19 protein-coding genes and 3 pseudogenes are annotated in these 26029 nt (G+C 71.5%); 5 read left to right on the forward strand and 17 right to left on the reverse strand.

Features of this window, described 5'->3' with window-relative positions; translation table 11 throughout:
* From ABZ208_RS35930 to ABZ208_RS35940, 3 genes and pseudogenes are all read right to left on the reverse strand, one after another.
* Nucleotides 1-698: pseudogene (locus ABZ208_RS35930) on the reverse strand (hypothetical protein); the annotation flags it as partial.
* Between the two features lie 158 nt (nucleotides 699-856).
* Nucleotides 857-1519: a response regulator transcription factor gene (locus tag ABZ208_RS35935; protein WP_328401417.1), complete on the reverse strand. Its 663-nt coding sequence runs from the start codon at nucleotides 1517-1519 to the stop codon at nucleotides 857-859.
* A complete protein-coding gene (locus ABZ208_RS35940; protein WP_356913652.1) occupies nucleotides 1504-2772 on the reverse strand; it encodes a sensor histidine kinase in 1269 nt (422 codons plus the stop codon). Before ABZ208_RS35940 ends, ABZ208_RS35935 begins: the two co-directional genes overlap by 16 nt.
* A 215-nt stretch (nucleotides 2773-2987) precedes the next feature.
* On the opposite strand from ABZ208_RS35940, the gene ABZ208_RS35945 reads away from it, so the two are divergent.
* Nucleotides 2988-5153, forward strand: a complete 2166-nt coding sequence (locus ABZ208_RS35945; RefSeq protein ID WP_356913653.1) for an MMPL family transporter — start codon at nucleotides 2988-2990, stop codon at nucleotides 5151-5153.
* 327 nt (nucleotides 5154-5480) lie between these two features.
* Here the strand turns inward: ABZ208_RS35945 and ABZ208_RS35950 are convergent, their stop codons facing one another.
* Entirely contained in the window at nucleotides 5481-6482 is a 1002-nt protein-coding gene (locus ABZ208_RS35950; RefSeq protein ID WP_356913654.1) for an NAD-dependent epimerase/dehydratase family protein, read from the reverse strand.
* Nucleotides 6483-6613: 131 nt separating this feature from the next.
* Here ABZ208_RS35950 and ABZ208_RS35955 point away from each other — a divergent pair, with 131 nt between their 5' ends.
* A complete protein-coding gene (locus ABZ208_RS35955) occupies nucleotides 6614-7237 on the forward strand; it encodes a hypothetical protein (protein WP_356913655.1) in 624 nt (207 codons plus the stop codon).
* A gap of 45 nt (nucleotides 7238-7282) precedes the next feature.
* Nucleotides 7283-8725: a PepSY domain-containing protein gene (locus ABZ208_RS35960; RefSeq protein ID WP_356913656.1), complete on the forward strand. Its 1443-nt coding sequence runs from the start codon at nucleotides 7283-7285 to the stop codon at nucleotides 8723-8725.
* Nucleotides 8726-8789: 64 nt separating this feature from the next.
* Here the strand turns inward: ABZ208_RS35960 and ABZ208_RS35965 are convergent, their stop codons facing one another.
* The 7 genes and pseudogenes from ABZ208_RS35965 to ABZ208_RS35995 all read right to left on the reverse strand — a co-directional run bounded on the left by ABZ208_RS35965 (nucleotide 8790) and on the right by ABZ208_RS35995 (nucleotide 18070).
* The gene (locus ABZ208_RS35965) at nucleotides 8790-9380 is read right to left on the reverse strand and encodes a winged helix-turn-helix domain-containing protein (RefSeq protein WP_356913657.1); all 591 of its coding nucleotides are present in this window, start codon (nucleotides 9378-9380) and stop codon (nucleotides 8790-8792) included.
* Between the two features lie 300 nt (nucleotides 9381-9680).
* The gene (locus ABZ208_RS35970; RefSeq protein ID WP_356913658.1) at nucleotides 9681-11438 is read right to left on the reverse strand and encodes a hypothetical protein; all 1758 of its coding nucleotides are present in this window, start codon (nucleotides 11436-11438) and stop codon (nucleotides 9681-9683) included.
* 70 nt (nucleotides 11439-11508) lie between these two features.
* A complete protein-coding gene (glnII, locus tag ABZ208_RS35975) occupies nucleotides 11509-12540 on the reverse strand; it encodes a glutamine synthetase (RefSeq protein WP_356913659.1) in 1032 nt (343 codons plus the stop codon).
* 108 nt (nucleotides 12541-12648) lie between these two features.
* The gene (locus ABZ208_RS35980) at nucleotides 12649-13812 is read right to left on the reverse strand and encodes a hypothetical protein (protein WP_356913660.1); all 1164 of its coding nucleotides are present in this window, start codon (nucleotides 13810-13812) and stop codon (nucleotides 12649-12651) included.
* Nucleotides 13809-15224, reverse strand: coding sequence for a hypothetical protein (locus ABZ208_RS35985; RefSeq protein WP_356913661.1), 1416 nt, complete (start codon nucleotides 15222-15224; stop codon nucleotides 13809-13811). The genes ABZ208_RS35980 and ABZ208_RS35985 overlap by 4 nt, the downstream gene beginning before the upstream one ends.
* Nucleotides 15225-15582: 358 nt before the next feature.
* Nucleotides 15583-15882: pseudogene (locus tag ABZ208_RS35990) on the reverse strand (hypothetical protein); the annotation flags it as partial.
* 787 nt (nucleotides 15883-16669) lie between these two features.
* A complete protein-coding gene (locus ABZ208_RS35995) occupies nucleotides 16670-18070 on the reverse strand; it encodes a PLP-dependent aminotransferase family protein (RefSeq protein ID WP_356913662.1) in 1401 nt (466 codons plus the stop codon).
* A gap of 47 nt (nucleotides 18071-18117) precedes the next feature.
* On the opposite strand from ABZ208_RS35995, the gene ABZ208_RS36000 reads away from it, so the two are divergent.
* Nucleotides 18118-18594: a carboxymuconolactone decarboxylase family protein gene (locus ABZ208_RS36000; RefSeq protein ID WP_356913663.1), complete on the forward strand. Its 477-nt coding sequence runs from the start codon at nucleotides 18118-18120 to the stop codon at nucleotides 18592-18594.
* Between the two features lie 113 nt (nucleotides 18595-18707).
* Here the strand turns inward: ABZ208_RS36000 and ABZ208_RS36005 are convergent, their stop codons facing one another.
* Both ABZ208_RS36005 and ABZ208_RS36010 read right to left on the reverse strand, forming a co-directional pair.
* Complete coding sequence (locus ABZ208_RS36005) at nucleotides 18708-20108, reverse strand: hypothetical protein (protein ID WP_356913664.1); 1401 nt, start codon at nucleotides 20106-20108, stop codon at nucleotides 18708-18710.
* Between the two features lie 161 nt (nucleotides 20109-20269).
* The gene (locus tag ABZ208_RS36010; protein WP_356913665.1) at nucleotides 20270-20632 is read right to left on the reverse strand and encodes an arsenate reductase family protein; all 363 of its coding nucleotides are present in this window, start codon (nucleotides 20630-20632) and stop codon (nucleotides 20270-20272) included.
* Between the two features lie 122 nt (nucleotides 20633-20754).
* On the opposite strand from ABZ208_RS36010, the gene ABZ208_RS36015 reads away from it, so the two are divergent.
* On the forward strand, nucleotides 20755-21057 hold the full coding sequence (locus ABZ208_RS36015) for a hypothetical protein (RefSeq protein WP_328401443.1): 303 nt from the start codon (nucleotides 20755-20757) through the stop codon (nucleotides 21055-21057).
* A gap of 6 nt (nucleotides 21058-21063) precedes the next feature.
* On the opposite strand, the pseudogene ABZ208_RS36020 reads toward ABZ208_RS36015, so the two are convergent.
* The 4 genes and pseudogenes from ABZ208_RS36020 to ABZ208_RS36035 all read right to left on the reverse strand — a co-directional run bounded on the left by ABZ208_RS36020 (nucleotide 21064) and on the right by ABZ208_RS36035 (nucleotide 25998).
* Nucleotides 21064-21929 (reverse strand): annotated as a pseudogene (locus ABZ208_RS36020) (MOSC N-terminal beta barrel domain-containing protein).
* A 24-nt stretch (nucleotides 21930-21953) separates the two neighbouring features.
* A complete protein-coding gene (locus ABZ208_RS36025; RefSeq protein WP_356913666.1) occupies nucleotides 21954-22409 on the reverse strand; it encodes a hypothetical protein in 456 nt (151 codons plus the stop codon).
* A 124-nt stretch (nucleotides 22410-22533) separates the two neighbouring features.
* Nucleotides 22534-24309, reverse strand: coding sequence for a cation:proton antiporter (locus ABZ208_RS36030; RefSeq protein WP_356913667.1), 1776 nt, complete (start codon nucleotides 24307-24309; stop codon nucleotides 22534-22536).
* A 372-nt stretch (nucleotides 24310-24681) separates the two neighbouring features.
* Nucleotides 24682-25998 carry an alpha/beta family hydrolase gene (locus tag ABZ208_RS36035; RefSeq protein ID WP_356913668.1) on the reverse strand — a complete coding sequence of 439 codons (1317 nt, stop codon included), beginning with the start codon at nucleotides 25996-25998 and terminating at the stop codon, nucleotides 24682-24684.
* Nucleotides 25999-26029 lie beyond the last annotated feature (31 nt).

Raw genomic sequence — 26029 nt, forward strand, 5'->3', positions numbered from 1 at the left:
GGGTTCTGGACATTCGGCTGCACCGACTCGATGTCGACGAAGTCGCCGGCCTCCGGGCCGTTGCCCGCCTGACCCTGACCCTGGTCCTGGTCCTGACCGTCACCCTGGTCCTGGCCCTGGTCCTGACCGTCACCCTGGTCCTGGCCCTGGTCCTGGCCGTCACCCTGGTCCTGGCCCTGGTCCTGGCCTTGGTCCTGACCCTGGTCCTGGCCGTTGTCGTTCTCGTCGGCGCGCAGCGTGCACGGCGCCATGGACTCAAGGCCCTGCGGGCGCTCGGCGCCGCGGTCGATCATCGCGACGATCCGCTGGATGATCACCAGCCGCTCGTTCTTCAGCGGCGTCAGAAGCTGGTTCTGGGCAAAGGAGCGATCGCTCTGGACGCGCTCCTTGTTGTCGGCGAACCGCTGGTACGCCGTGGTGATCTGGGTGTCCAGCGTGGCCAGTTCACGGTCGACCGACTGCCGTTCCTGCTGGGGAACCTGCGGAATCGCATTGCCGACATCGGGGCAGTCGATGGTGGACACCGACTGCGCCGTGTTCTTGACCTGGTCGTTGCTGGGGCTGCGGCCGTACCAGCCTTCGCCGGCTGAGGCGTAGAAATTGGCGGCTATCAGACCACCCCCGCCCAGAATCAGGGCAGCCGAAGCGGCGATCGCCCGGTTGGCCAGCGTTGAGCGTTTTCTCGAATTGCGTCCCATGGAACTCCAATCCCGGGGGAGGGAAGTAGCGCGTCGTTCCATACGGGCCGGGTGTGGGCCGTGTTCAGTCGTGCAGCGAAATCGTAGAAATCTCCAGCGCCAAAAGGTGCATCCTGTCGGTTACCGTGAGTTCGGACCGCGGTGCCGTCGGCGCACCGTCAGTCACCTGCCGTACGGCCGTGGTCGAGGTACGCCAGCACGGCCAGCACCCTGCGGTTGTCGTCGTCCGACACCGGAAGGTCCAGCTTCCCGAAGATGTTCGACGTGTGCTTGGCCACCGCACGCTCCGTGACCACCAGTTGGGTCGCGATCGCCGCGTTCGAACGGCCCTGGGCCACCAGCTCCATGACCTCCAGCTCGCGCGGGGTCAGCCCGGCCATCGGCGTGTCCTTCGAACGCCGCGACAGCAGCTGGGAGATCACCTGCGGATCCATCGCCGTACCGCCGGCCGCCACCCGCCGTACCGCGTCGACGAACTGCTCGGCGTCGAAGACCCGGTCCTTGAGCAGATAGCCGACCCCGCCGTTCCCGTCGGCCAGCAACTCCCGTGCGTACAGCTGCTCCACATGCTGCGACAGGACCAGCACCGGCAGCCCCGGCCGTGCCCGGCGCGCCGCCAGCGCGCACTGCAGCCCCTCGTCCGTGTGCGACGGCGGGAGCCGGACGTCGACGACGGCCACGTCCGGCTCCAACTCGGCGAGCGCCTTGGTGAGTTCCGGCCCGGTCTCGACGGCGGCCAGGATCTCGAAGCCGAAGGCCTCGAGCAGACGGACCAGACCGTCCCGCAGCAGGAACAGATCTTCGGCTAGAACAACACGCAAGGGATCTCCATGGTGACCATGGTGGGACCGCCCGCAGGGCTGCTGACGGCCAGGACACCGTCGAATGTACCCAGCCGCCGTTCTATGCCGCGCAGACCGGAACCGGCCCCGATCACCGCGCCGCCCTTGCCGTTGTCCGTCACCGCGATGCGCAGCGAGCCGTCCGTGTGCGCGATGTCGACCCACACGCGGTCCGCTCCCGAGTGCTTGACCGCGTTCGTGAGCGACTCGCTCACCGCGAAGTACGCCGCCGACTCCACCGGCGCCTCCGCGCGCCCGGCCAGGTCCACGCCCACCTCGGCCGCAACCGGCAGCCGCAGCGCCAGCGCCTTGACCGCGTCGCCCAGACCCCGCTCGGCGAGCACCGGCGGGTGGATACCGCGTACCAGGTCGCGCAGCTCGGTCAGCGCTTCGGCGGAGGACTCGCGAGCCTTGGAGATGAGCTCCTTCGCCTTGGCCGGGTCCGTCTCGATCAGCGCCTCGACGGTGCCGAGGTTCATCCCCATCGCCACCAGCCGGGCCTGGGCGCCGTCGTGCAGATCCCGCTCGATACGCCGCAGTTCGGCGGCCGACGAGTCCAGGGCGTCGTGCCGGGTCTCGGTGAGCCGGTCGATGCGCTGCTCCAGCTCCTCCTCGCGGTTCGGGGTGAGAAGGGCGCCGGCAAGCCGGAAGTGGGTGCGTACCAGGTACGGGTTGACGTGGAACGCGAGAATCAGCCACGCGACTCCGAGCAGCGCGGCCAGCCCCGCCGTGCCCCAGCTGTCGACCGGCACGAACGAGTACCAGTACGTGCCGTCGGCCTCGACGATCGGCTGCCACACGCCCGCGAGGAGCACGAACCCGAAGATGCCGTCCAGGATCATCGCCGGCGGCAGGATCGCCACGATCGCACCCCCGGTCATGTCCGCCAGCAGCCACCGCATGTCCCGCCAGGTCGCCGGGTCCTTCAGCATCAGCGAACAGCGCTCGACCTGGCCGGTGATGCCGGAGCGCAGGTCCCGGGGGAAGGGGCGGTAGTGCGCGGGGATGCGTACGCCCGACCACTGCGCCGCCAGCAGCCGGCGCCGACCGACATGGGCCCGCACCAGGGTCAGAGCGTGAGGGGTGGTGAACACCCCCACACCCACGGTGATCAGTGCGACGGAGACGACTGCCAGGCAAAAGACGGTGACCGATCCGATCAGTGCCATCAAGGTCAGCGCCATTCCCTGGGCGCCGGCCATCACCGCGTCGCGTGCCTTCGTCGCTTTCATCGTGTTCCCCTCGCCGTTCGGTTCCGGGAACCAGTGTCGCCGGATCCGGCGCCCGCAGGCACTGGCCCTTGACACCGCACAGGGGTGTACCTGGCACCACCCCGAGGCCTCGCCCTCCGGCTCCGTGACAGGGGGCTTCGACGGCTGGGGCGCGGGTCCGCGGATTTCTAGCGTCGTACTCGAACTGATCGGCGCTGACCTCTGGGGGCAAGGGAATGAAACGTAACCTCGCGGCACGTATCGGTGTGTGGAGCGCACACCACCGTAAGACGGCCGTCATCGGCTGGCTGCTGTTCGTCGTCCTGGCCACGGTTCTCGGCGGGGCGTCCGGGCTGGTGGAGATGACCGAGTCGGAGCAGGGCACGGGCGACTCCGCACGGGCCCGGAAGATCCTCGACGATGTGGGCCTCGACCGGCCGGCCGGAGAGCTCGTCCTGGTCGGCAGCGATACGGCGGGCGGCTGGAAGGCCACGGCGCGCGAGCTGACGGCGGCCGTCGAGGGGACGGGCGAGGTGCAGAAGATCGAGCCGCCGCTGCCCTCCGAGGACGGCCGGCAGGCCCTGATCCGCTTCGAGATCAAGGGCGACTCGAAGACCGCGGCCGAGCGGGTGCAACCGGTGCTCGAGGCCGTACGGGAGGCCGGCAAGGGCGAACAGGGCATCGAGGTCCACCAGTTCGGGCAGGCGAGTGCCGAGAAGTGGCTCGGTGATCTGCTCTCCGAGGACTTCACGAAGGCCGAGTTCACCGCCGTGCCGCTGGCGCTCGGCATTCTGCTGGTCGCCTTCGGCGCGGTCGCCGCCGCCCTGCTTCCGGTCGCGCTCGCGCTCACCGCGTGCATCGCGGCCTTCGGACTGCTCTCGCTCGCCAGCCACCAGCTGCATCTGTCCCAGACCACATACTCCGTGATGTTCCTGATGGGCCTGGCGGTCGGCGTCGACTACTGCCTGTTCTATCTGCGACGCGAGCGCGACGAGCGCGCCGCGGGCCATGACGCCGACACCGCGCTGCGGATCGCGGCCGCGACCAGCGGGCGGGCCGTGCTCGTGTCCGGTGTGACCGTGATGCTTGCGATGGCGGGGATGTTCCTGTCCGGGCTGATGCTCTTCAAGGGCTTCGCCCTTGCCACGATCCTCGTCGTGTTCATCGCGATGCTCGGCTCGGTGACCGTACTGCCGGCACTGCTGGCCTGGCTCGGCGACCGTATCGACGCGGGCCGGGTGCCCTTCCTCAACCGCCGTCGCAGGAAGGGTGTGCACGAGAGCGGCGCGGTCGCGGGTGCGGTGCTCGAGCCCGTCCTCGCCCGGCCGAAGCTGTTCGCCTTCGCCTCGCTCGCGGTGCTGCTGGTGCTGGCGGCACCCGCGGTGGGTATGAAGACCGAACAGCTGGGGATGGAGAAGCAGTTCGGCCCGGACGCCGCGCTGACGGTCGCGCACAAGAGGATCACCGAGGCGTTCCCCGGCGGGCCCGCGCCGGCCCTGGTGGTCGTGCAGGCCGACGACATCGAGTCGCCGCCGATCCGGGCCGCGCTCGCCGCGTTCGACCGGGACCAGGTCACCTTGCACCCGGCGCAGGACGTCGCCGAGATCGAGGTGCCGCTGCCGGGCAACGGCAGCGACAGCCGCTCCAAGGACGCGCTGGCCGACCTGCGCGAGCACCGGGTGCCCGACACCTTCGACGGCACCGGAGCGCAGGTGTACGTCGGCGGAGAACTGGCCGCTTCCGTCGACTTCAACGACCAGCTGAAGCGCGGCATCGTGCCGGTGCTCGCGTTCATCACGGCGATGACGTTCCTGCTGATGCTGTTCTGCTTCCGCTCGTACGTCATCGCGGTGACGTCGATCCTGCTCAACCTGCTCTCGGTGGCCGCCGCGTACGGCGTCATGGTGGCCGTCTTCCAGCACGGCTGGGGAGCCTCGGCGCTCGGTACCGAGGCGGTGGGCGCGATCGAGGGCTGGATGCCGCTGTTCGTCCTGGTGGTGCTGTTCGGACTGTCCATGGATTACCACGTGTTCGTGGTGTCACGGATCCGCGAGGCGTACGACCGGGGCGCGGACACGCGCACCGCGATCCGCGAGGGCATCCGCCGCACGGCGGGCGCGGTGACCGGCGCGGCCGCGATCATGGTGGCGGTGTTCGCGGTCTTCGGCACGCTTTCCATGCAGGACATGAAGCAGATGGGGGTGGGCCTGGCGGTGGCGGTGCTGCTGGACGCGACGATCGTGCGGATGGTGCTGCTGCCGTCGGTGATGGCGCTGCTGGGCGAGCGTAACTGGCGTACGCCGCGGGGCCTTCGATGGCTGCCGCAGCTGGAACACGGCGAGACGGTTCCCGCGCCGTCGGGCCCGCGCCGTCACGCGGCGCACCCGGTGAGTGCCGGCTGACCTTCTCCTCGAGGCTCCTGGTCTGCGACCAGGGTGGTGCGCCCGACGGCTACCGAGCCGTCGGGCGCCTGGTCGAGGGTCGCTTCTCGCACACCGTCCACGCCACCGGTGGATCCGGCTCGTGCGCCGGGCACGCCGACGACACGACCGCGGACCGGCTGCCCAGACCCGTCGAGGGCACCTGCACGCCGGGGATCTGCCTGCGCACCGGTGTCGGCGGCACGGCCTTCAACTGCGACTCGCGACAGCACTACAGCGACAGCTGGTGAGCGGACCCGTCGCGGCGGCCCGGCCGCCGGGCACCGCGACGGGGCGAGGGGGTCCGCCTCATCCGCCCAGGATCTTCGCCTCCACCTCGGGCGAAAGACCCGGCACCGGCCGGTCCGGGCGCTGCGGCGGGATGCCGCCGATCGACTCCAGCCACGCCCAGGTGTCGGCCACCGTCTCCCCGGCCGGCCGGCACTTCAGCCCCGCCCCGAGCGCCCGCGCCACGTCGAGGCCGTACCCCGCGGCGTACAGCTCCGGCAGTTCGTCCCGCGGGACCCAGATCGGCAGCTCCGTCCACGGCTCGACGCCCGCGGCCAGCACCTTCTCCGCCGGTGTCCAGCTCAGTTCGGCCGACGAGCCCGTGACCCGTACGCACGCCTCGAGCAGCGCCCCCATCGTCGTATGGTCCGCCCCGCTCACCAGGTTGTACGGGCCGCTCAGCCCCTGCTCCGCCGCCTGCAGGATCCACTCGGCAAGATCGCGCACGTCGATGAACTGCACCGGCAGGTCCCGCGGGCCCGGCGCCAGGACCGGACCACCGCGTGCGATCCGGTTCAGCCACCACGGCAGCCGGCCGATGTTCTCCCGCGGGCCGAGGATCAGGCCCGCGCGCACCAGCAGCGAGCGCTCCTCGCCGAAGGCGTCGAGCACGGCCAGTTCACCGCCGCGCTTGGCCTGCGGATACGGCACATCGCCGGCGTCCGGTGAACCGTCCACCACCGGGGCGCTCTCGTCATAGCCGGGGGACGGCGGCCAGGTGTACACCGAGCAGCTCGACACATAGACATGGCGACCCGCCCGCCCTGCCAGCAGCCGTGCCGCGTCCCGCACCACGGCCGGCGCCGCCGACCAGGTGTCGACGACCACGTCCCACTCGGCCGCCGTGTCCGCGAGGGCGGCGAGGCCGCCCTCGTCCGTACGGTCGCCGAGCAGCTCCGTCACGCCGTCCGGCGCGGTGTGCCGCCCCCGGTGAAAGACCGTCACCTCCCACCCCCGGGCCAGCGCCGCCTCGGCGACCGCGTGGCCGGCGAACTCCGTCCCACCAAGAATCAGAAGTCTCATGAGGACGACTGTGCACGGCCCTCACCTGGCACGACCAGTGATTCCGCTGCGAGGAGAACGATCTGCCAGGAGAACGATCAGGAACGGCCCCTCTCCCCGTACCCACGGTACGGATGGCAGCATGTGAGCTCATGACGGATGCCCGGTCGCCCCTGCGCGCCTTTCGGGCCGCGCTTTTCGCGGCCGTGGCTGTCCTTTTGGCCGCGGTGGGGCATTCGTCCCTGTCTGCGCATGACATTCCTGTCCCCGCGCTGCTCACCGCATTCGCGGTGACCGCCGCCGCCGGCTGGCTCGCGGCGGGCCGGCGCCGCGGGGTCCGCTCCCTCGGGGCGGGACTCTTCGCCGTGCAGGGCGTCCTGCATCTGCTGTTCACGACCGGGCGCTGGCCGACCCCGCAGCACGAGGCCGCCCACCATCACCACGACGGCACCGATGCCCTGGCCGCGGGCATCACCGCGGACGCCGGCATGATCGCCGTCCACGTCCTCGCCGCCGTCGGCTGCGCCCTGTGGCTCGCCCACGGCGAGAGGGCGTTCCTCAAACTCGCGTACGCCGTCGCCGCAGTCGCCTTCACCCCCGTGCGCCTGCTGCTCGGGGCCGTCCTGCTGCCCGGGCCCGCGGCGTACCGTGCGCCGCGCCCCCTCTCGCGTGCGCCGCGCCCGCTGCACGGGGTCGTCCTCGCGCACACCCTTGTGCGGCGGGGTCCGCCCGCGCTCCTCGTCCCCCGCGCCACGGCCCCCGGAGCAGCCGTCTGACCTGGGGCCGCCTCCCCATGTCAACGCCGACTCCCTAGGACCACCATGTCCATCGACGTCCCCAGCAAGGGCACCGAACCCGCGGACGGGACCGGTACCGCCACCGGCGGCGCCGCGCCCGAGACCACCAAGGCCGGTCTGTGGAGCGCCCTGCGCCCCCTCGTACTCCGCATCCACTTCTACGCGGGACTGCTGATCGCCCCGCTCCTTCTGGCCGCCGCCGTCAGCGGCTTCCTCTACGCGCTCTCCCACCAGGCCGAGAAGCTCGTCTACAGCCATGAGCTGCAGGTCCCGACGGGCGACCGATCCGTGCCCCTCTCGGCCCAGGTCGAGGCCGCCCGCACGGCTCACCCCGAGGGCGAGGTGACCGCCGTCCGGCCCTCCCACGAGGACGGCGCGACCACCCGTGTCCTAATGACCACCCCCGAGGTCGAGGAGGGCGAGTCCCTCGCCGTCTTCGTCAACCCCTACACCGGGGAGATACGCGGCGAGCTGGTCGACTCCTTCGGGGCTCTCCCGCTGCGGGCCTGGCTCAGCGGACTTCACGCCAACCTGCACATGGGCGACTTCGGGCGCAACTACAGCGAGATGGCCGCCAGCTGGCTGTGGGTCGTGGCACTCGGCGGTCTGCTGCTGTGGCTGGGCCGCAGACGGCGCTCCAAGCGTGAGCTGATCCTTCCCGAGCGCGGCGCCACGGGCCGCCGCAAGACCCTGACCCGGCACGGCGCGATCGGCGTGTGGGCGGTCGCCGGACTGCTCGTGCTCTCCGCGACGGGTCTGACCTGGTCCAAGTACGCGGGCGCGAACATCGACACGCTCCAGACGCAGCTCGGCGGCGCGACCCCGTCCGTGGCGGCCGAACTCTCGCCGGGCGGCGGCGCGGGCGACGGACACGAGGGCCACGGCGGTGGCGGCGGTGACTCCGTCGCCCAGCAGGGCCCGGACGTCGGCATCGACAAGGTGGTCGAGGCGGCGGCTGCCAAGGGCGTCGAAGGGGAGATCTCGGTCATCCTGCCCGCCGACGGCAGCGGCTATGTCGTCAAGGAGACCGACAAGCAGTTCCCGGTCCATCTCGACTCGGTCGCCGTCCGTCCGGCCGACGGCACGGTCATGGACGAGCTCAGGTTCGCCGACTACCCGCTGCTCGCCAAACTGACCCGGTTCGGGATCGACGTCCACATGGGCGTGACGTTCGGCCTCGCCAACCAGCTCGCCCTGGCCGCTCTCGCCCTCGCGCTGATCCTGCTCATCGTCTGGGGCTACCGCATGTGGTGGCTGCGCAGGCCGACGAAGGAGCGCAAGCTGAGCGCAGGCCGGCCCATGCCGCGCGGCGCCTGGCGCAAGCTGCCGGCGACGGCGCTGCTGCCGATCGCCGCGGTCACCGTCGTGGTGGGCTGGTTCATCCCGATGCTCGGCATCAGCCTGCTGGCGTTCCTCGTGATCGACATCGCGCTGGGCGTGACGGCGAAGGCACGCGCCAAGGCGTAACCGGAGAAGCCATCGGGCCGGGTCCCGGATCCGCACGGATCCGGGACCCGGCCCGTCTGCCGTATCAGGGCGTGTACTTGTAGCCGACCCGTCGCACCGTCTGAATGGTGCGCCGGTGCTCGGCACCCAGCTTGCGGCGCAGCCGGGCCACATGGACATCGACGGTCCGGCCGTCGCCGACATGTCCGTAGCCCCACACGGTCGTCACCAACCGGTCCCGGCTGTGCACCCGGTGGGGATGGGCGACGAGATGCGCGAGCAGCTCGAACTCGAGGTACGTCAGGTCCAGCGTCCGCCCGTCCACCGCGGCGGTGCGCTGCACCGTGTCGATCAGCACCGGACCGTCACCGGCCGGAGCCTGCTGCTGGGGTGCGGGCACGAGCGCGGGCTGCTGATCGGCCGGTACGAGCACCAGATAGCCGACCATCGGCGGCCGGCCCGGCAGAGCGGGCAGGGTGTGCTGGGGCGCGGGCAGCCAGGTGGCCCCCGGCGGAAGGAAGTCCGCGACATCGACGACGTCGACGACCTCGTCACGGTCGACGGCACGCAGTCGGTGGCGGCCCGCAGGGGCCTGCACGGTCGCGGCAGAGGCGGCAGCGGCAGGGGCGGCAGCAGCGGCGGAGAAGGAACGGGCGGAGATACGGGTGTTCGCCATGAGAGGTCAGCTCTTTCGCGCGGAGGAAGTCGTCGAGTCGTCGAGTCGTCGAGAGACGGACGTACGTCGTGCGCGCTGGCCGAAGACCGGGGTGAGCGGTGTTAGAGGGCCTGCGCGTTCACCGCGCGGCAACACACCCGGTCGAAGTCGTCATGCTGCCGGGACGGCCAGAACGGCTCGAGGTCGCTGCGACCTGTTGCGATGTGTGGGAAGCCGGCCATGTCCCCATTGAAGCAGACACCCCGCCGTCACAGCAGGGTGCTTCCACACGTTGATACGTGATCTTGTCGACATCTGTGGTCAGTGTGCGACCGCCGCCAGCAGCTCCCGCGCCAGCGCCCGTGCCTCGTAATCGGCATGCGGTGCCGCGTCGTTCAGGATGTCGGGTGACATGACGCGCCGGGCGGAGTACGCGAATCGCTCCACCGTGGGGCGGGCGATGTCCGGGAGCAGCGCCATGTCGCGCAGCGCCCGCAGCCATTCCAGGTGATGGGGGGCGAACTGGTCGGTGCGGGCGAGGCGTTCCGCCAGCACCGGGGCGGTGTCCTCGGTGCGGCCGGTGATCCGCCAGATCGCCAGCGCGGCCGCCGCCTGGACATGCCACCAGGGCCTGGCCAGCTGGGCCTCGATCTCCGGCAGCAGCCCGGCCGCCAAGGGCCCGAGTTCGCCGGCGGTGTGCACGCCGTTGCCTTCGGCCAGGTCGGTGCGCAGGGCTGTCACCACGACCGACGGGTCTGCCGTGACGCGTGCATACGCGAGTGCCGCCGCCTTGCTGCCCTGGCGCGCATGCCCGAGCAGGGCGCGCGTCGCGGCGGGGCCTGCGTCGGCGCCGAGTGAGCCCAGCACGCCGGCGGAGTGCGGCAGCAGACGGACGAGGTCGTCCACCGAGGCGGCGGCGAGTGCCGGGAAGTCTCCCAGCACGCCGAGCCACTCGCTGCGGGGCCGGGCCAGGACCCGCAGCGCGACCGGCTCCGCCGCCGCGCCGTACACCTCCACGGCGGCCCGTACGGCGTCGGCCACACCCTCGGTCCCGGGTATCTCCTCCATCAGCCGAAGCACGAGCCCGAGTGCGTCCGGGACCCGCAGCCGTACCGCCACCAGGGTTGCCGCCACCCGCATCTGCGGTTGCGGCGAGCGGAGATGCACCTCCAGCCAGGGGGCGGGCTCGCCGCCGTCCACCGCCGCCGCCTCGCGCGCGATGTCGCGCAGGTCGTACGGCCCTTCCACCGATGCCACGAGCCACGGCAGAACATCCTGCTCGCGGTCGCGCCAGATGCGTGTGATCGCCGAGGCCAGAGGCATACCCCGGGCGACGGCCCGCAGTGCCGCGTCCGGGTCGTCCAACAGCCTCTCGTCCAGGGACCGGTAGTGCTCCGGCCAGGGCGAGTCGTCCTCGAGAGCGGGCTCGCCGTCGTACGTGTCCAGTGCGAGGTCGACCAGGTCCACCGGGAGCGGGAGCGGTGCCGTACGCAGCAGATCGACGGCGGCGGCCCGGCGTACCAGCGGTTCCGGAGCGGCCAGCAGGGCGCGCGCCCGGGCGGTACGGGCGTCGTCGGAAGGGTCCAGCAGACCGAGCGCCGTGACGATGTCCGCCCGGATCTCGGGGTCGTTCTCCTCGTCGAGCCGGGCCCGCAGCAGGGGCAGGAGCGGCAGCGCGTAGTCGTCGCACACGCTGATCAGCCACACCATGGCCTTGCGTACGGCGCCTTCCCCGTCCGCGGCAAGGCCCAGCAGGGACGGCATCACCTCCGCGACCGCCCGGCGCACCTGCGCGTACTCGCGCCCGTTGCCGTCCGCCGCGCCGCACAGCAGCCACAGCATCCGCACCCGGTCACCGGACCCGTGCAGCGCGAGCTGCGCGAGGAACGGCACGGCGGCAGCTGTGGCCGAGTAGATCGACCCCTGGTGACAGAGCGAGGAGAACAGGCCCTCGAACGCCTGCTGCTGCTCGTCCTCGTCGGCCGATTGCGCGGCACGCAGCAGGTCCGGCACATCGTCCGCGGGCCCGTAGGCGTGTTCGAGCCCCGCCCAGGCGATGTCGTCGATCCCCTCCAGCATGGACAGGACCCTACGGGAGAGGGGCGCCCGCCGGATCGGCGGACGCCCCCCCTGCCCTGAAGCCTTCGGCTCAGACCTGGCCGGCCTTCTCCAGCGCCGAGCAGCAGGTGTCCACGATCAGTCGGGTCACCAGGTACGGGTCGACGTTGGCGTTCGGGCGGCGGTCCTCGATGTAGCCCTTGCCGTCCTGCTCGACCTGCCACGGGATACGGACCGAGGCACCGCGGTCGGAGACGCCGTAGCTGTACTCGTTCCACGGGGCGGTCTCGTGCAGACCGGTGAGGCGGTCGTCGATGCCCGCGCCGTAGTTCTTGACGTGGTCGAGCGGCTTGGAGCCCTCACCGAGCGACTCGCACGCGGTGATGATCGCGTCGTAGCCCTCGCGCATCGCCTTGGTGGAGAAGTTGGTGTGCGCGCCCGCGCCGTTCCAGTCGCCCTTCACCGGCTTCGGGTCCAGCGTCGCGGAGATGTCGAAGTCCTCGGCGGTGCGGTAGAGCAGCCAGCGGGCCACCCACAGCTGGTCCGCGACCTCGAGGGGCGCCAGCGGGCCGACCTGGAACTCCCACTGGCCGGGCATGACCTCGGCGTTGATGCCGGAGATGCCCAGACCCGCCTTGAGACAGTTCTCCAGGTGCGCCTCGACGACGTCACGGCCGAAGATCTCGTCCGAGCCGACACCGCAGTAGTAGCCGCCCTGCGCGGCCGGGAAGCCGCCCTCGGGGAAGCCGAGCGGGCGCGCGCCCTTGAAGAAGGTGTACTCCTGCTCGATGCCGAAGATCGGCTCCTGCGCGGCGAACTTCTCGTAGACCTCGACCAGCGCGGCGCGGGTGTTGGAGGCGTGCGGGGTCATGTCCGTGTTGAGGACCTCGCACATCACCAGCACGTCGTCGCCGCCGCGGATCGGGTCCGGGCAGGAGAAGACCGGCTTGAGGACCCGGTCGGAGGCGTGACCCTCGGCCTGGTTGGTGCTGGACCCGTCGAAGCCCCAGATGGGCAGCTCGGCGACGCCGGCGGCGGAGCCCGTCAGTATCTTCGTCTTCGAGCGAAGCTTGGCGGTCGGCTCGGTGCCGTCGATCCAGATGTACTCAGCCTTGAAGGTCACGGGGCCTCATCCTTTGCGGGTGCAGCGGTATGGCGCGCAGCTTCGCAATTCGCGATTTCCCGGCCGTTGCCCATGTGTGAACCCCACGTTACGTGGCAAACACAGCGGTCAGCGGCGGCGTGCCAGGCGCGACCGGCGGGACACCTCGTGGGCATTGAGCAGCGATCCGAAGCCCGCGTCCCGGATACGGGCCACCAGCGCGTCATGGCCGGTGCCCAGCGCGGCGGCGGTCCTCTCCAGGTGCCAGTCGTTGTCGTGCAGGGTGCCGAGCAGATGGCCGCGCCGGATCTGCGCCGCCGAGAGCCGGAAGGTCTTGAGATACGCGACACAGCCCTTGTGGTCCGTGATGACCTCGCCGATGTGCTGCTCCGGCAGACCGCGCCGGAACGACGGCAGGAAGCGCCACAGGGTGAACGCGTCCATCCGGTGGACCCGTTGGAAGGCGTAGCTGCTGTCCAGCAGCCGGTCCGCCATGAACGTGCCGTGGTTCTCGGCCCACAGGCGCTCCTGCGCCCGGGCCGCCGTACGCAGATCCGCGACCGTCCGCAGCAGCGGGCTGTCCCGGATGTGCGCCGCGAAGTCGGCCACGGGCATCCCGAAGTGCGCGTACTGGTACACCAGCTCCCCGTACATGTCCTCGATCAGGGTGGGGTGCAGGATCCGGTAGTCGTCGGGGTGCGGCACCACGAAAGCGGCGGCGAGCGCGTCGGAGGCGTACACGAGCACACCGCACTGGCCCGGGTGGATCTCGAAGATGCGCAGCGCCTCGGCGAGGCCGCTCACCGCCCAGCCGCCGTACGCGGCCTCGGAACGCGGCGACAGACCCTGCCGTACCGCCTGCTGGGACCACTCGTCCCAGACGATCGACGGTCCGCGGAAGTGCAGCGCCAGGTACCCCTCGAGCGCGAGGTGCAGCGGCAGGAACCGCAGCCGCTTCTCCGTCACGCCCTTGGAGCGGACCCGCTTGGCCATCCGGTGGTGGCGCCGCACGGGGATGCAGTCGGGGACGCGGGTGCCCGCCGGTCCGTCCAGCTGGGTGCCGTACGCCGCGCCCTCGCCGTCCTCGCCCGACCAGTCGGCGACGAAGCCGTGCGGGATGTAGGAGCAGTACTCCGTGCGCGGCGCGACCTGGACCCGGCCGTACCCCTCGTGGACGCGGCGGTGCAGCCGCAGTCCCGCCACCGGCTCCTCGCGCACCAGCGGCACCAGCCGGATGCCGCCCCACATCTGGGCGGGCATGGTGCGCAGCCCGGTCATGTCCAGTTTGTTCACGATGCTCCTTCCAGGAAGCGGTCGGTCCGTTCGTCCAGGTACGCCTGCAGTTCGGCCGCTCCGGTGCGGCCCTCGGCGAACTGCGCGATCTCCACCAGCGCGGCCAGGTCCTCCGCGTCCCGGATGCCGGTCGTCGGCACGCTCGGCGCGAGGCGGCGCACGTCGAAGACGTCGGCGTCGTATACAGGGTTCACATGCACCACACTGGTGCGCCGGTCCGGGTCGAGCCGGGTGCGCCAGACGCGCAGCACCTCACCGGCGAGGCCGGGCGGCGCGTTGTCCCAGCCGTCCGAGACGATCACCAGCCGCTGCGGAGCATCCTCCAGCGCGTCCAGGATGCGGCTGCCCAGCGGGGTCGGCCCGAGCGGCCGTACGAGCAGCGGATCGCGCGCCCCCGACGTCCAGTGCGCCCGGTAGGACCCCGGCCCCGCCAGCGCCTCCAGCAGGAAGTGGCAGCCGAGGGCGACCGCCAGCGGACGACGCCGCTTCACGGACGAACCGGACGCGGAGTAGCTGTCGTCCAGCACGGCGGCCACGCGGCCCCAGGTGCCGGCGTACGGGCCGGCGGAGCGCCTCGCGGCTGACCGCAGAGCCCCGGTCAGCTCGGCGCGCCGGGCAACCCGCTCGTCGAGCGGCAGCGCCAGCACATACAGGGCAAGCCGGGTCAGCGGCATCACGCCGAGCTCGGCGGACGTCCCGGAGGAGCGCTGGGTGCGCAGCCGCTCGAGCCGGGTCATGCGCGGTGCAATCCGCTCAAGGAACTGGGCGCGCGCAACACCGTGCTTGGCCGCGAAACCCTCGGCGACGGTGAACGGCAGCTCATAGATCGCGGCCTGCTCGAAGTGGGCGCGGCGGTAGGCGTCGAGGAAAGTGTGCTCATAGCGCGCCCGCTTGCCCGGACGGAACAGGAAGTCCCCCAACTCGCCTTCTCCGAGCGGCAGATGGGCATGGCGCGCCAGCGTCGTCAGCCCGCTGCGGTACTTCACCGCGTCATGGCCCGCATCCGGCCGTGCCACCAGCCAGTCGCGCATGATCGCGCGCGTACGGCGGTTGTTGACCTTGGCGGCGCGCAGCGCGCGGAAGATCCGGTACACGCGCTGCGGCGGGAGCGCGGCCAGCCGGGCGGCGATCAGCGCGCCCTCCGTGCGCTTCTCGCCCGCGCTCGCCTCACCCGCGGTGCGCAGCAGACGCTCCACGATCAGTGCGGCGTTGTGGTCGTTGATGTCGAGCGCCAGCGCGGCGGCGTACACGGACCGGTAGTTGACACGGACGTACTCATGCAGAAAGGACAGCGACAGCCGCTGCTCGTATTCCTCGGAGCGGAATTCGCGCTGCCCGGTCGAGGTGACGGCGGCATTGACGAACAGCAGCACGTCCTCGGCCGCGATCAGGTCGGCGAAGGTCTCCGCCATGGTCCGTCCCCCATTGCTTCCCCCAGTACGGATGCACGGAAATGCAGGAGCCGGCCGGGGAATGGAGGCGCGATCAGCGAAATCACTGCTTTCAAGGCAAGTCCCGGAAGTCGCACCGGAGTCCCGCGGCCGGCGAGGGAAACGTAACACCGTTCGACCTGCGTTCCGTGGGATTTTCCGCGGCCGGTGACGGCCGCCGGCTCCCACACCTGTCCGATCGGCCTGCCCCGGCCTGCCGGGTCGTGGACCCGGCAGGCCGAGGTGTGGCCGGCCGTCCGGCGTGTGCCCGGTCGGCCGAGGGTTCGGGGGCGACCGACCGGGCGGGCCGGCCGACGGGTCGGGCCGGTCCCTGGGGTCCTCAGCCGACGCGCTCGATGCGCGCCTTGCGGATCAGGAACTTGCCGGGCTCGCGTACCTGCTCGAAGGCGGCGTTGTTGAGCAGCGCGCAGCTGCCGGACGCCGAGGTGACCTCGACGGTCGTGGACTTGTTGTTGTCGAGGTTGGTGACCTTGAGCTTGGTGCCGACCGGGAACTGGCCGCTGGAGGCGGCGGGCGCGCCGCCCTCGCCGGAGAGCGTCACCGTCGAGCCGGCGCAGACGACTTCACCGGTGGCACCGGCGTCGCCGGCGCCGTTCGCGGGCGGGGCCGCCTCGGCCGGGGGCTCTTCCGCCGCGGGCGGGGCCGCCTCGGCCGCTCCGCCGCCGACCTTCTCGATACGGACGTTGCGGATCACGTTCTTGCCCGCCTCGCGTACCTGCTCGAAGGCCGCGACGTTCAGCAGCGCACAGCTGCCGGAGGTCGATGTCACCTCGACGGTGGTGGTCTTGTTGTTGTCGAGGTTGGTGACCTTGAGCTGGGTGCCGATCGGGAACTGGCCGCTGGAGGCCGCCGGTGCGCCGCCTTCGCCGGAGAAGGTGAGGTTCTGTCCGGCGCAGACGACCTCTCCTGCGGCACCTGCGTCGCCACCGCCGCCCGCGGGCGGCGCCGCCTCGGCCGGGGGCTCGGCCGGAGCCGCCGCCTGGTCCCCTCCGCCGCCCGCACCCTCCGCACAGCCTGCGGCCTTCTGCTGCACCTTGATCTGCGCGATCACCGCCTCACGGTTGGCGATCCGTGCGGTCGACTGGGCGTCCGGGTTGGCCCGTTGACCGGCGATGAAGTTCTCGTTGTTGCGGATCGCCTGGACGAGGCCGTCACAGGCCGCCGATGATGCCTGACTCGTCCCGGTCATGACAATCGCAGTACCGCCGACCATGGCCGCGGCTCCGACGAGGAGGGCGATCTTCTTCTTACCGCTGAGGGTCTTCTTGCGCGACACGAAAGGGCTCCTGTCCCCGGCCGTGAACGGCGGCCGGATGGTTCCTGTGCCCCTACGTACGAGTAGCCCGAGGGAAGCATTCAGCCGTCTCACCTGTCTCTTCCTTAACTTTCCTTAAGGTGACGGACCGTCAATCCGGTGGCAGGGCACGGCACAACGCATCCAGGGCGCCGGGATACAGGTGCTCGGGCGGAGTCGCGTACCCGACCACGAGACCGTCGCGGCTCTCGCCCGCGTACCCGGGATGCCGGTAGCCCGCCAGCCCCTCGACCGCCAGTCCCTGCCAGGCGGCCGCCTTCACCACGGCACGCTCCGTGCCCCGCGGCAGTTCGAGTACGGCGTGCAGCCCTGCCGCCATTCCGCTCACCCGGACCTGCGGCGCCCGCTCCGCCAGCACCGACACCAGGCGGTCGCGCCGCCGCCGGTGCCGCTGCCGCATCCTGCGCACATGCCGGTCGTACGCCCCGGAGGCGATGAAGTCCGCGAGCGTGAGCTGCTCGGTGGCGCTCGCGTACTGCTCACGCTCGCCCTTCGTCCTCACCACCTCCTCCACGAGCTGCCCGGGCAGCACCATCCAGCCGATCCGCAGCGTGGGGGACAGGCTCTTGCTCACCGATCCCATGAACACCACCCGGTCCGGGTCCAGGCTCTGCACCGCGCCCACCGGCCGGCGGTCGTAACGGAACTCGCCGTCGTAGTCGTCCTCCAGGACGACACCACCCGTGGACCGCGCCCAGTCCGCGACGGCCGTACGGCGCGCCGCCTGCAGCGGACCACCGGTGGGGAACTGGTGCGCGGGCGTGAGCACCACAGCTTGCTCGTCCCCCAACTGGTCTGCTCTTGCGCCGTGTTCGTCGACACCGAGCGGCACGGTGGTCACCTTCTCGGCGGCGAGCAGGGCGCGGTGGAAAGGCAGCCCGTACGACTCCACCGCCCATCGCCCGCCCACGACCGACGCCATCAGCCGCAGTGCGTGCGCGGTCCCGGAGCACACCACGATCCGCTCCGGGCTCGTGCGCACCCCGCGGACCCGGGCCAGATACCCGGCCAGCGCCACTCTCAGCTCCCGCCGGCCGCGGGGATCGCCGGGCCCGAAGGCGTCGTGCGGCGCGGCGGTCAGCGCCCGCCGTGCCGACGCCAGCCAGGCCGCACGTGGGAACACCGACGGGTCGGGCTGCCCCTGCACCAGGTCGTACACGGGCTTCGTCGGCCGCACCGGGGTGCGCCGGGTGCGTACGGGGGTGAGCGGCGCCGCCCGCTCGGCCACCCGCGTCCCCGAGCCCTGGCGCGCGGTCAGCCAGCCCTCGGCGACCAGTTCGGCGTACGCGTCGCCGACGGTGTTACGGGCGATCCCGAGGTCGGCGGCGAGGGAACGGTACGGCGGCAGCCGGGTGCCCGGCGCCAGCCGCCCGCTCTGGACCGCCTCGCGCAGCGCACGCATCAGAACGGCACGCCGACTGCCCGGCCCGGTCAGCTCCAGATGCAGATCGGCCCCGAGCCGCTCCGCAAAATTGACCCATGATTCCGCCATGGAAATGCACCCTACAAGCGGTCGCCCGGGTCTCTAGATTCGTACCCATGACAACGACAGAGACCCCGCAGACGGCCACCACCCGCATCAACTTCGCCAAGCTGGCCCCCAAGGCGTTCCGTGCCGTGATCGGCCTGGACGCCGCGGCCCGGGAGGGCCTGGACCCGGCGCTCGTCGAGCTGGTGCAGATCCGCTCGTCCCAGCTCAACCACTGCGCGTACTGCCTGCACATGCACACGAGCGACGCCCGCAAGGCCGGCGAGAGCGAGGAACGCCTGCACATGACCGGGGTCTGGCGCGAGGCCCGGCACTTCTTCACCCCGAAGGAGCAGGCCGCCCTGGCCCTCACCGAAGCGGTGACGCTGGTGGCGGAGCGCGGGGTCCCGGACGCGGTCCATGCGCAGGCGGCCGAGCACTTCGAGGAGCGGGAGCTCGCCCAGTTGCTGGCCCTGATCTTCACGATCAACACCTGGAACCGGATCGCCCTGGCAACGGGCAAGGTCGCGGGCACGGACGAACGCTGAGCGCGGGACCGCGTGGGCGGGGAACGCAGGCGGATCAGTTCCAGATCGGCTTCCCGCGCTCAAGCCTCCCTACGGGAAGCGGAAGCCGGGCCCCGGTGCGTCAGGGACGCGGATCACGCCGGTATCCCCGCCCGGTCGAGGATCGTGCGCATGTCGTCGGCGGGCAGCATCGGGTTCGCGGCCGCGGAGCACGCCGAGTCCGGGTCGGCCAGCAGTTCCCGCAGGCGGGCGACGGGCAGACGGGGGTCGCGGCCGGCCCTGTCGCGCACGGAGTCGTCCGGATCGCGGCTCAGACGGTCGATCTGCTCCGGTGTCGCACCGGGATCGCGGACCACGAGCTTGCGGCAGTCCGGGTTCTCGTCGTCGGCGAACCGCGCTGCGAGGCCGGTGACCGGGAAGTTCGGCCGGGTGACCAGCATCTTGACCGCGCGGTGGCCGCCGTGCAGACAGAGATCGAGCAGCAGCTCCGGCGGCGCGGCCGGATGGAACTCGGCGAGCAGCAGCCGTACGGCGAAGTCCTCGTCGGACGCGAGCAGTTCGACGAGATCGGCAGGCAGTCCCCGGCAGACCGCGGCGCTGCGGCGCAGCCAGGTGTGCGCGGAGGTCGCACATCCGCGCAGCACCTCCGCGTCGTCGCGTGCGGCCCACACCCAGTCCAGTGTGTCGAGGCGGTCCTCGGGGCCGACCGCCCAGTCGATCGCGGCCCGCTCCTGCTCGGTGAGCCCGGGGCGGGCCGAGACGGCGAGCCGCACCGCGGGGTCGGGGTCCGTGGCGAGCTGCTTCACCACGTCGGCGGGCAGATGGGGATTGTGCGCGAGCGACGCCAGACGGCACTTCTCCGCAACCATCCGCTCGGCGACGGCGCGGCTGAGCCGGCCGCGCTTCAGCACGTCGCCGAGCCGCCAGTCGCCGGCCAGTTCGGCCACGAGCTGTGTGGTGCGCTCCTCGTCCTCGTGCATGACGTGGAGCGACGCCGCGACGCGGATGCGAGGGTCCTCGTCGTCGAGCAGCAACCCCCGTGTCCCATCGGTCAGTTCGTCCCACACGCGGCGGCAGGCGGCGAGCCGGAACAGCGGGTCCTCGTGGTCCGCGAGCGGCACCAGCACATGCGCGGGCACCGTCCACGACTCGAGCGTCTCGTACCGCACGATGTCCCTGGGGTGGCTGAGCAGCCGTGCGTACGCCCAGTCCGGCAGCGGCGGCACGCTGGTGCGGTACGGCATCGGGCCTGCCGCCACCACGAGTGCGTCACTGGGCGGTCCGTCGAGGAGCCGGGCCCGCAGCTCCGGGTCCGCGTTCCAGCTGTCCGCGAGGAGGCGCCTGATGTGCGGGTCGGAATGACCGACGAGCTCGTCGCCGACCTCCTCGGGCAGTTCCCTGCGCCACGCCAGGGTCCGGCACAGGTCACGGTCACCGGTGCGGAGCAGGCGCAGCAGCACATCGCCGGGCGCGGAGGGGTTCGCGCCGAGGTGGCTCGCCGCGCAGGCGTAGTCCCGTTCGGTCATCTCAGCCATGCGCCCGCCCGCCCCGCGTCACGTTCCCGGCCGGCCGGCCGGTCCCTCGTCGCACCATGTCGCCCCCATGTGCGTCACCGTGTGGGTGATCAAAGGGCCGAAGCCTACCGCGTACGCCGGGACCGGACAGGGCCGTCCGGTCTGCCCTGTCTGTTCGGCCGTCAGCCCCGGCCGAGGGCGTCCCGTACCGCCTCCTCGGTACGCGCCACCACCGCCGTCCCGTCCTCCGCGGTGATGATCGGCCGCTGGATCAGCTTGGGGTGCTCGGCCAGCGCCCCGATCCACCGGTCGCGCGAACCGGCGTCGCGTGCCCACTCCTTGAGCCCCAGCTCCTTCGCTGCGGCCTCCTCGGTCCGGGTGATGTCCCACGGCTCGAGCCCGAGCCGGTCCAGCACCTCCCGGATCTCGTCCGGGGTCGGCACATCCTCCAGATAGCGCCGGACGGTGTACGCGGCGCCCTCCTCGTCGAGCAGATCGATGGCGCTGCGGCACTTCGAACAGGCGGGGTTGATCCAGATCTCCATACCGGCAACGGTACCGCTCACCGGTCGCTCAAACACCGCCTGGCCAGGGACGATTGTCAGTGGCTGCCGGTAGACTGAACAGTAGTTCGGGATGGTCCCGCCACCGCGCCAGGAGGTTGCCGATGGCCGTTGCCACAGTCACGACGAAGCCCCTTTCCCTGCCTCTGCCCACGCCGACATCCGCGACGTACCAGCCCCTGAAGAAGAAGCCGCTCCCGGCCGGACAGCCGCGCGAGTGGTACGTGACGCACAACCGCCGACTGAAGGCCATGCGCCTGGCGATCGCGCTGCTCGACTCGGGTGTCTACCACCCGGCCACCGCCGACAACCGGCGGATACGGGAGACGGCGGAGCGCATCGGCATCCACGCACCGTCCGACACGACGTGCCGGATGGTCAGGGCGCTGATCCGCTACGGGCGCTGACAGCTGTCACGGGCGGGGTGCCGGCTCCGCCGGTGCCCCGCTCGTGGCGTGCCAGGTCGCCAGTACCGGGTCACCGACGGCCAGGACGCCGTGCCGCAGGACGGCGGCCTTCATGCCGAAGCCGACCCGGTTGTCGTACTCGGGCTCGCGCCGGTAGCCGGCGAGCGTACGGACCGGCTCCGGGCCCGCCCGCCGTCCGGTGTGCTGATCCACCAGCGGCACGCTGCACCGCATCGCCCGTATCGCGTAGGCGAGTCGGACGGTCCCGATCTCCAGCCGGCGCATCTCGTCCTCGGCGTGCGGCCCCTGGCAGCCGTCGAGGACGATGTTCGGCCGGAAGCGGTTCATCGGCACGGGTTCGGCGCCGTGCGCCCGGATCCGCGCGTTCAGCCCGTCCAGTGATGCCTGCGAGGCGACAGACACGGCGTGCGCGTCGGCGACCAAACCTTGCCGGGTGCCTCGCCCCATCCGTCCCGGTCGAAGTCGTCCGGCACACGCACCAGCCGGGACGCGGCCCCGAGCACGTCGGAGAACCACTCGGCAGCGGTGTCCCCCTGGTCCACGCCCTCCCCGATGCCCTGCCCGAACATGGCGACCGCCAGCCGCTTGCCGTCGGGTGCGACATCGAGCACCAGGCTCTCGACGCCGTCGGCGGCGAGCGTCAGCCGTGCGCCCCCGTCGATGATCCCGGGGCGTATCGCGGCCATCGACGGCAGCGTGCGCTGACTGCGGAACGAACCGTCGGCGGCGTCGACCACCATGAACGTACGGTCGTGCTCCAGTCCGGTCCCGCCCACGCGGGCGGACTCGACCTCCGTACCGGCACAGCCTTTCACCGGGTAGCAGGTCAGCTTCTGCACAGTGATCGCCATCGGGCGATCGTATGTGCGGCCGGGCTAGGAGACGATGCAGGTGGCGGTCGCGAAGGCCCCGGAAGCGGTCGCCGACCTGGGCGTCCCGTCATCGACGCTCACGCTGCAGGTCGCCCGCCCGCCGCCGGCGCCGAGCGTCACGACCACCGTGCAGTTCCGGCCCCGGCCCTCGGCCTCCACCTGCTTGCGCCATGGCAGAGCGGTGGCCGTCTCCTGATCCATGACGATGTCCCCGTCGGTCCAGACGGAGTACGCGACGGTCACGTTCTTCGCGTCGCCGGTGACCTCGTACCGCACCATCGCGGTCTCTCGGACCGCGTCCGAGACCTCGCTCACGACCGGACCGACGGCGCCGACGCACCCGCCGGCCAGCAGCAGAGCGACGCCCGGCACCACCCACGGCCACCGCCTGCCCCGCTGGGCCGCGGGGCCCTGGGGCGGCGGTGTGTACCGGCCCAGCCGGTCGCGCGACTCGCTCATGCGGCCAGCGTCACCCCCGCGGTCCCGCGACGCGACCCGGGACACCCGCAGGACGGGCCGGTCGCCCCGCAGGGAACATGAACCCCCATGACCGGCGGCCGTCGGGTGTCGGGTGTCGTCACGCTTACGGCTCGAGCGATCCGGGTGGTGCGGGGCCGAGTCGCACGACCATGTCACCGGCGCGCGGAACGACCTCCTGAGTCTCGGTGACCGGCTCCAGGCGGCCGTCGGCACGCACGACGAAGAGCGTGTCGTACCCGCTCCCAGGGGTGGTGTCCGCGGGCTCCACCACGAAGCGGTCACCTCCTTCGTACCGGGCTGCCAGCGTGGGACGGACCAGGCGCAGGCCGAACAAGATGTCCCCGCCTGTGTACGGGGCGACCACGCCATGGCCCTCATGCGGTGGCCCGACCCGGTAGACCGGGCCCTCGACGTTGTCCTGCACCACGACCGAGGCAAGTGCGTTGAAATCGTCGTCGTCGGTGAGCAGGAACACGGCCGTGACGCCCTCCAGCCGTGCCCGGGGGTTGGTGGCCGTCGCCAGCATGTCGCCCGTGGCCAGTTCGATCCCGGCCTCCCGGATCCGTTCGCGTTCCTCATCCACTCCGGCCCACATGAGCACATCGAGTCCCGCGGATCGCAGGGCCGTCCCCAAGCCGATGACCCATGGGTCGCCGCCCACCAGCAGGGGCCTGGTGCGGGCGGGTCTGACGACCTTCAGCCGTCGGGCCACGGGCGCGGCGGTCAGCGCGTACATCAGGACGGTACCGACGATCACCAGAAAGGTGACAGGAAGCACCCTGGAGGCTCCGGGAATCCCCTTCTCGACGAGAGCGGCGGCGAAGGCCGACGCGGTGGAGGCGGCGACGATGCCGCGCGGCGCCATCCAGCCGATGAAGGCCCGCTCCCCGAGGGTCAGCTCGGCGTTCCATGTCGCGGCAAAGGCCACGAGCGGTCGTACCACCAGGACCAGGATCGCGATGAGGATCAGCGCAGGCACGAGCACCGGCACCACCGACGCGGGAGTGACGGTGGACGAGATGGAGACGAACAGCAGCCCGATGATCAGCTGGACCACCGTCCCGAAGAAGGGGCGGCGGGCGGGCATGTCGAAGCCCCGGATGTTGGTGACGGCCAGTCCGGTGACGATCGCGGCGATGAGTCCTGTGTCGTCCCGGACGATGTCGCACCCCGCCGACACGGCGATCACCGTGGTCAGTTGTGCCAGTGTGCCGAGCGTCTCGCCCAGCCGGAGCGTGCGCAGTGTCAACCAGAGCAGTGCGGTGCCCACCGCCCCGCCCACCAGACCGACACTCATGCTGATGAGGAACTGACCGAACTGGTAACCCCTGCCGATGTCGACGCGGTGAGTCGAGGCGATGGCGTGGAAGACAAGTGCTCCCAGAATGCCGCCGATCGGGTCGGTCAGCGTCCCTTCCCAGATCAGGATGTGCCGCACCTTTTCGGTGGGCCGTACGTATTCGAGAAGCGGACCCACGACAGTCGGACCGGACACGACGAGGATCACGGCCAGCATCGACGCCACCCTCAGCGGCATGCTGAACAAGGCCGGGCCGACCGCCGAGACGGCGAAGAAGGTCAGGACCACGCCGAAGACCAGCAGCCTGCTCACGATCCACCGCGTGCGGCCGGTGAGATTGCGCAGGTCGAGCCCGAGACCGGCGTCGTACAGGATCACCGCCACGGACAGAGACACCAGGGCGGCGAAGTCCGGCACCAGCCTCTCGGGGTGGATGATGTCGGTCAGGGCGCCCGCGGCGAAGCCGACAGGGAGCAGGAGAATCAGGGCGGGGACTCTCAGCTTGTTCGCCAGGATCTGCGATCCGGTGGCGAGGACGAGGGTCAGGGCGATGCCGAGGAGGATCTCGTCGTCCGTCACAGCTCCCCCTCCCAAGACTCCTGCGCCACCCGGATTCAAGTCGGTCGGCCAGGACACTGCACGGTCCCGTCGGCTGACACCGACCTCCACCACCCGGTCGGCCCACAAGGACTCGGCCGCCGTGGCCCGGCGCCTGGCTCGTGCGGCGGTCCTGCCCGCCGGGCCGTGCGCTCAGTTCGCGAGGGCGGACCGGAGCCGGACGATGTCCTCCCCGCCCTTGGCCCGGCGTGGCATGCCCGGGACCCGGACCGGGATCATCAGCTGTGGGCCCGTGCGCGAAGGGCCTCGAAGGCGCCGGGTGAACGGCCCGTGTCGTCAAAGCGTCCGAGCCGCGCCCAGTCGGTGGACCCCGCGGCAGGGGCCGCAGCCTGTTCAGGCCGCCCTGGACGGCAGATGGCCGGTGAACCAGTCCGCAGCCAGGGACGAGACCTGCTCCAGCGCCCCCGGTTCCTCGAAGAGATGTGTGGCACCGGGAACGACCTCGACACGGTGTTCGCAGGCCATGAGGGCAGCCGCCTGGTAGTTGAGTTCGAGTACGAGCGTGTCGCGGCCGCCCACGATCAGCAGCGTGGGGGCGCGTACATCGGCGAGCCAGGAGGCCGCCAGGTCGGGGCGGCCGCCACGGGACACCACGGCGGCGATGTCCGCCTCCGGTTCCGCCGCGGTCGTCAGGGCCGCCGCCGCACCCGTGCTCGCGCCGAAGCAGCAGACCGGAAGGCCGTACTCGGTCCGCAGCCACCGGGTCGCGCCGGTGAGCCGCCCGGCGAGGAGCGGGATGTCGAAGACACGCTCGCGGTCGTTGTCCTCGTCCGGGGTGAGCAGGTCGAAGAGCAGCGTGCCCAGCCCGGCCCGCTGCAGGTCCTCGGCCACGGCACGGTTGCGCGGGCTGTGCCGGCTGCTGCCGCTGCCGTGCGCGAAGGCCACGATCGCGGGCGCGTCGTGGGGGAGCGAGAGATCGCCGGACAGTTCTGCACCGGCCGCCCGCACCACCACTTCCGGGTCGGTGCCGACCCTGCCCTCGGGATCCGGCGCCCGGCGCCCGGGATTCGCCGGGTCGTGTGCCGCCTCGGCCAGCAGGGCTCCGACCTCCTCGTCGGACGTCTGAGAGAAGTCCTGGTACCAGCGGCCCACCGATCCGAAGTCGCCCGGAGAGGCCAGACAGACCACGTCGTCCGCCTCCTGCCGCAGCCAGGCCACCGAATCGGCCGGAGCCAGCGGCACGGCCAGCACGACCCGGGCCGCGCCCTGTGCCCGCGCCACCCGGCACGCCGCCGCGGCGGTGGAACCCGTGGCGACACCGTCGTCGACCACGACGGCGGTCCGCCCCTCGACCGGAACCCGCGACCGGTGCCCCCGGTACTGGGCCAGCCGCCGCTCCAGCACCGACCGCTCGGCCTCCTCCACGGCCGCCTGCTGGCGCTGCCCGACCTGCGCCATCCGCACCACGTCCTCGTTCAGGATCCGCACGCCGCCCTCCCCGATGGCACCGAACCCCAGCTCGGGCTGGACGGGCACCCCCAACTTACGGACGACGATCACATCGAGCGGTGCCCCCAGCGCCCGGGCCACCCGGGCCGCCACCGGAACCCCGCCACGCGGCAGCCCCAGGACCACGGGATCCCGCAGCCCGAGCTTCAGCACCGCATCGGCCAGCTGGTCCCCGGCCGTCTCACGATCGACGAACAGCACGGTCCACCTCACCTCCCGGAAGGTCCCCCTC

This window comes from Streptomyces sp. NPDC006208 (assembly GCF_040613775.1).
Classification (GTDB): Bacteria; Actinomycetota; Actinomycetes; order Streptomycetales; family Streptomycetaceae; genus Streptomyces.

What these genes read in the sequence shown, in the direction of transcription:
- ABZ208_RS36005 (WP_356913664.1), bottom strand. Translation starts at nt 20,108, where the DNA reads ATGGCTGAGATGACCGAACGGGACTACGCCTGCGCGGCGAGCCACCTC.
- ABZ208_RS36000 (WP_356913663.1), top strand. Translation starts at nt 18,118, where the DNA reads ATGACAACGACAGAGACCCCGCAGACGGCCACCACCCGCATCAACTTC.
- ABZ208_RS35950 (WP_356913654.1), bottom strand. Translation starts at nt 6,482, where the DNA reads ATGAGACTTCTGATTCTTGGTGGGACGGAGTTCGCCGGCCACGCGGTC.
- ABZ208_RS36025 (WP_356913666.1), bottom strand. Translation starts at nt 22,409, where the DNA reads ATGAGCGAGTCGCGCGACCGGCTGGGCCGGTACACACCGCCGCCCCAG.
- ABZ208_RS36015 (WP_328401443.1), top strand. Translation starts at nt 20,755, where the DNA reads ATGGCCGTTGCCACAGTCACGACGAAGCCCCTTTCCCTGCCTCTGCCC.
- ABZ208_RS35995 (WP_356913662.1), bottom strand. Translation starts at nt 18,070, where the DNA reads ATGGCGGAATCATGGGTCAATTTTGCGGAGCGGCTCGGGGCCGATCTG.
- ABZ208_RS35965 (WP_356913657.1), bottom strand. Translation starts at nt 9,380, where the DNA reads ATGGCGAACACCCGTATCTCCGCCCGTTCCTTCTCCGCCGCTGCTGCC.
- ABZ208_RS35940 (WP_356913652.1), bottom strand. Translation starts at nt 2,772, where the DNA reads ATGAAAGCGACGAAGGCACGCGACGCGGTGATGGCCGGCGCCCAGGGA.
- ABZ208_RS35985 (WP_356913661.1), bottom strand. Translation starts at nt 15,224, where the DNA reads ATGGCGGAGACCTTCGCCGACCTGATCGCGGCCGAGGACGTGCTGCTG.
- ABZ208_RS35970 (WP_356913658.1), bottom strand. Translation starts at nt 11,438, where the DNA reads ATGCTGGAGGGGATCGACGACATCGCCTGGGCGGGGCTCGAACACGCC.
- ABZ208_RS35955 (WP_356913655.1), top strand. Translation starts at nt 6,614, where the DNA reads ATGACGGATGCCCGGTCGCCCCTGCGCGCCTTTCGGGCCGCGCTTTTC.
- ABZ208_RS36010 (WP_356913665.1), bottom strand. Translation starts at nt 20,632, where the DNA reads ATGGAGATCTGGATCAACCCCGCCTGTTCGAAGTGCCGCAGCGCCATC.
- ABZ208_RS35945 (WP_356913653.1), top strand. Translation starts at nt 2,988, where the DNA reads ATGAAACGTAACCTCGCGGCACGTATCGGTGTGTGGAGCGCACACCAC.
- ABZ208_RS35960 (WP_356913656.1), top strand. Translation starts at nt 7,283, where the DNA reads ATGTCCATCGACGTCCCCAGCAAGGGCACCGAACCCGCGGACGGGACC.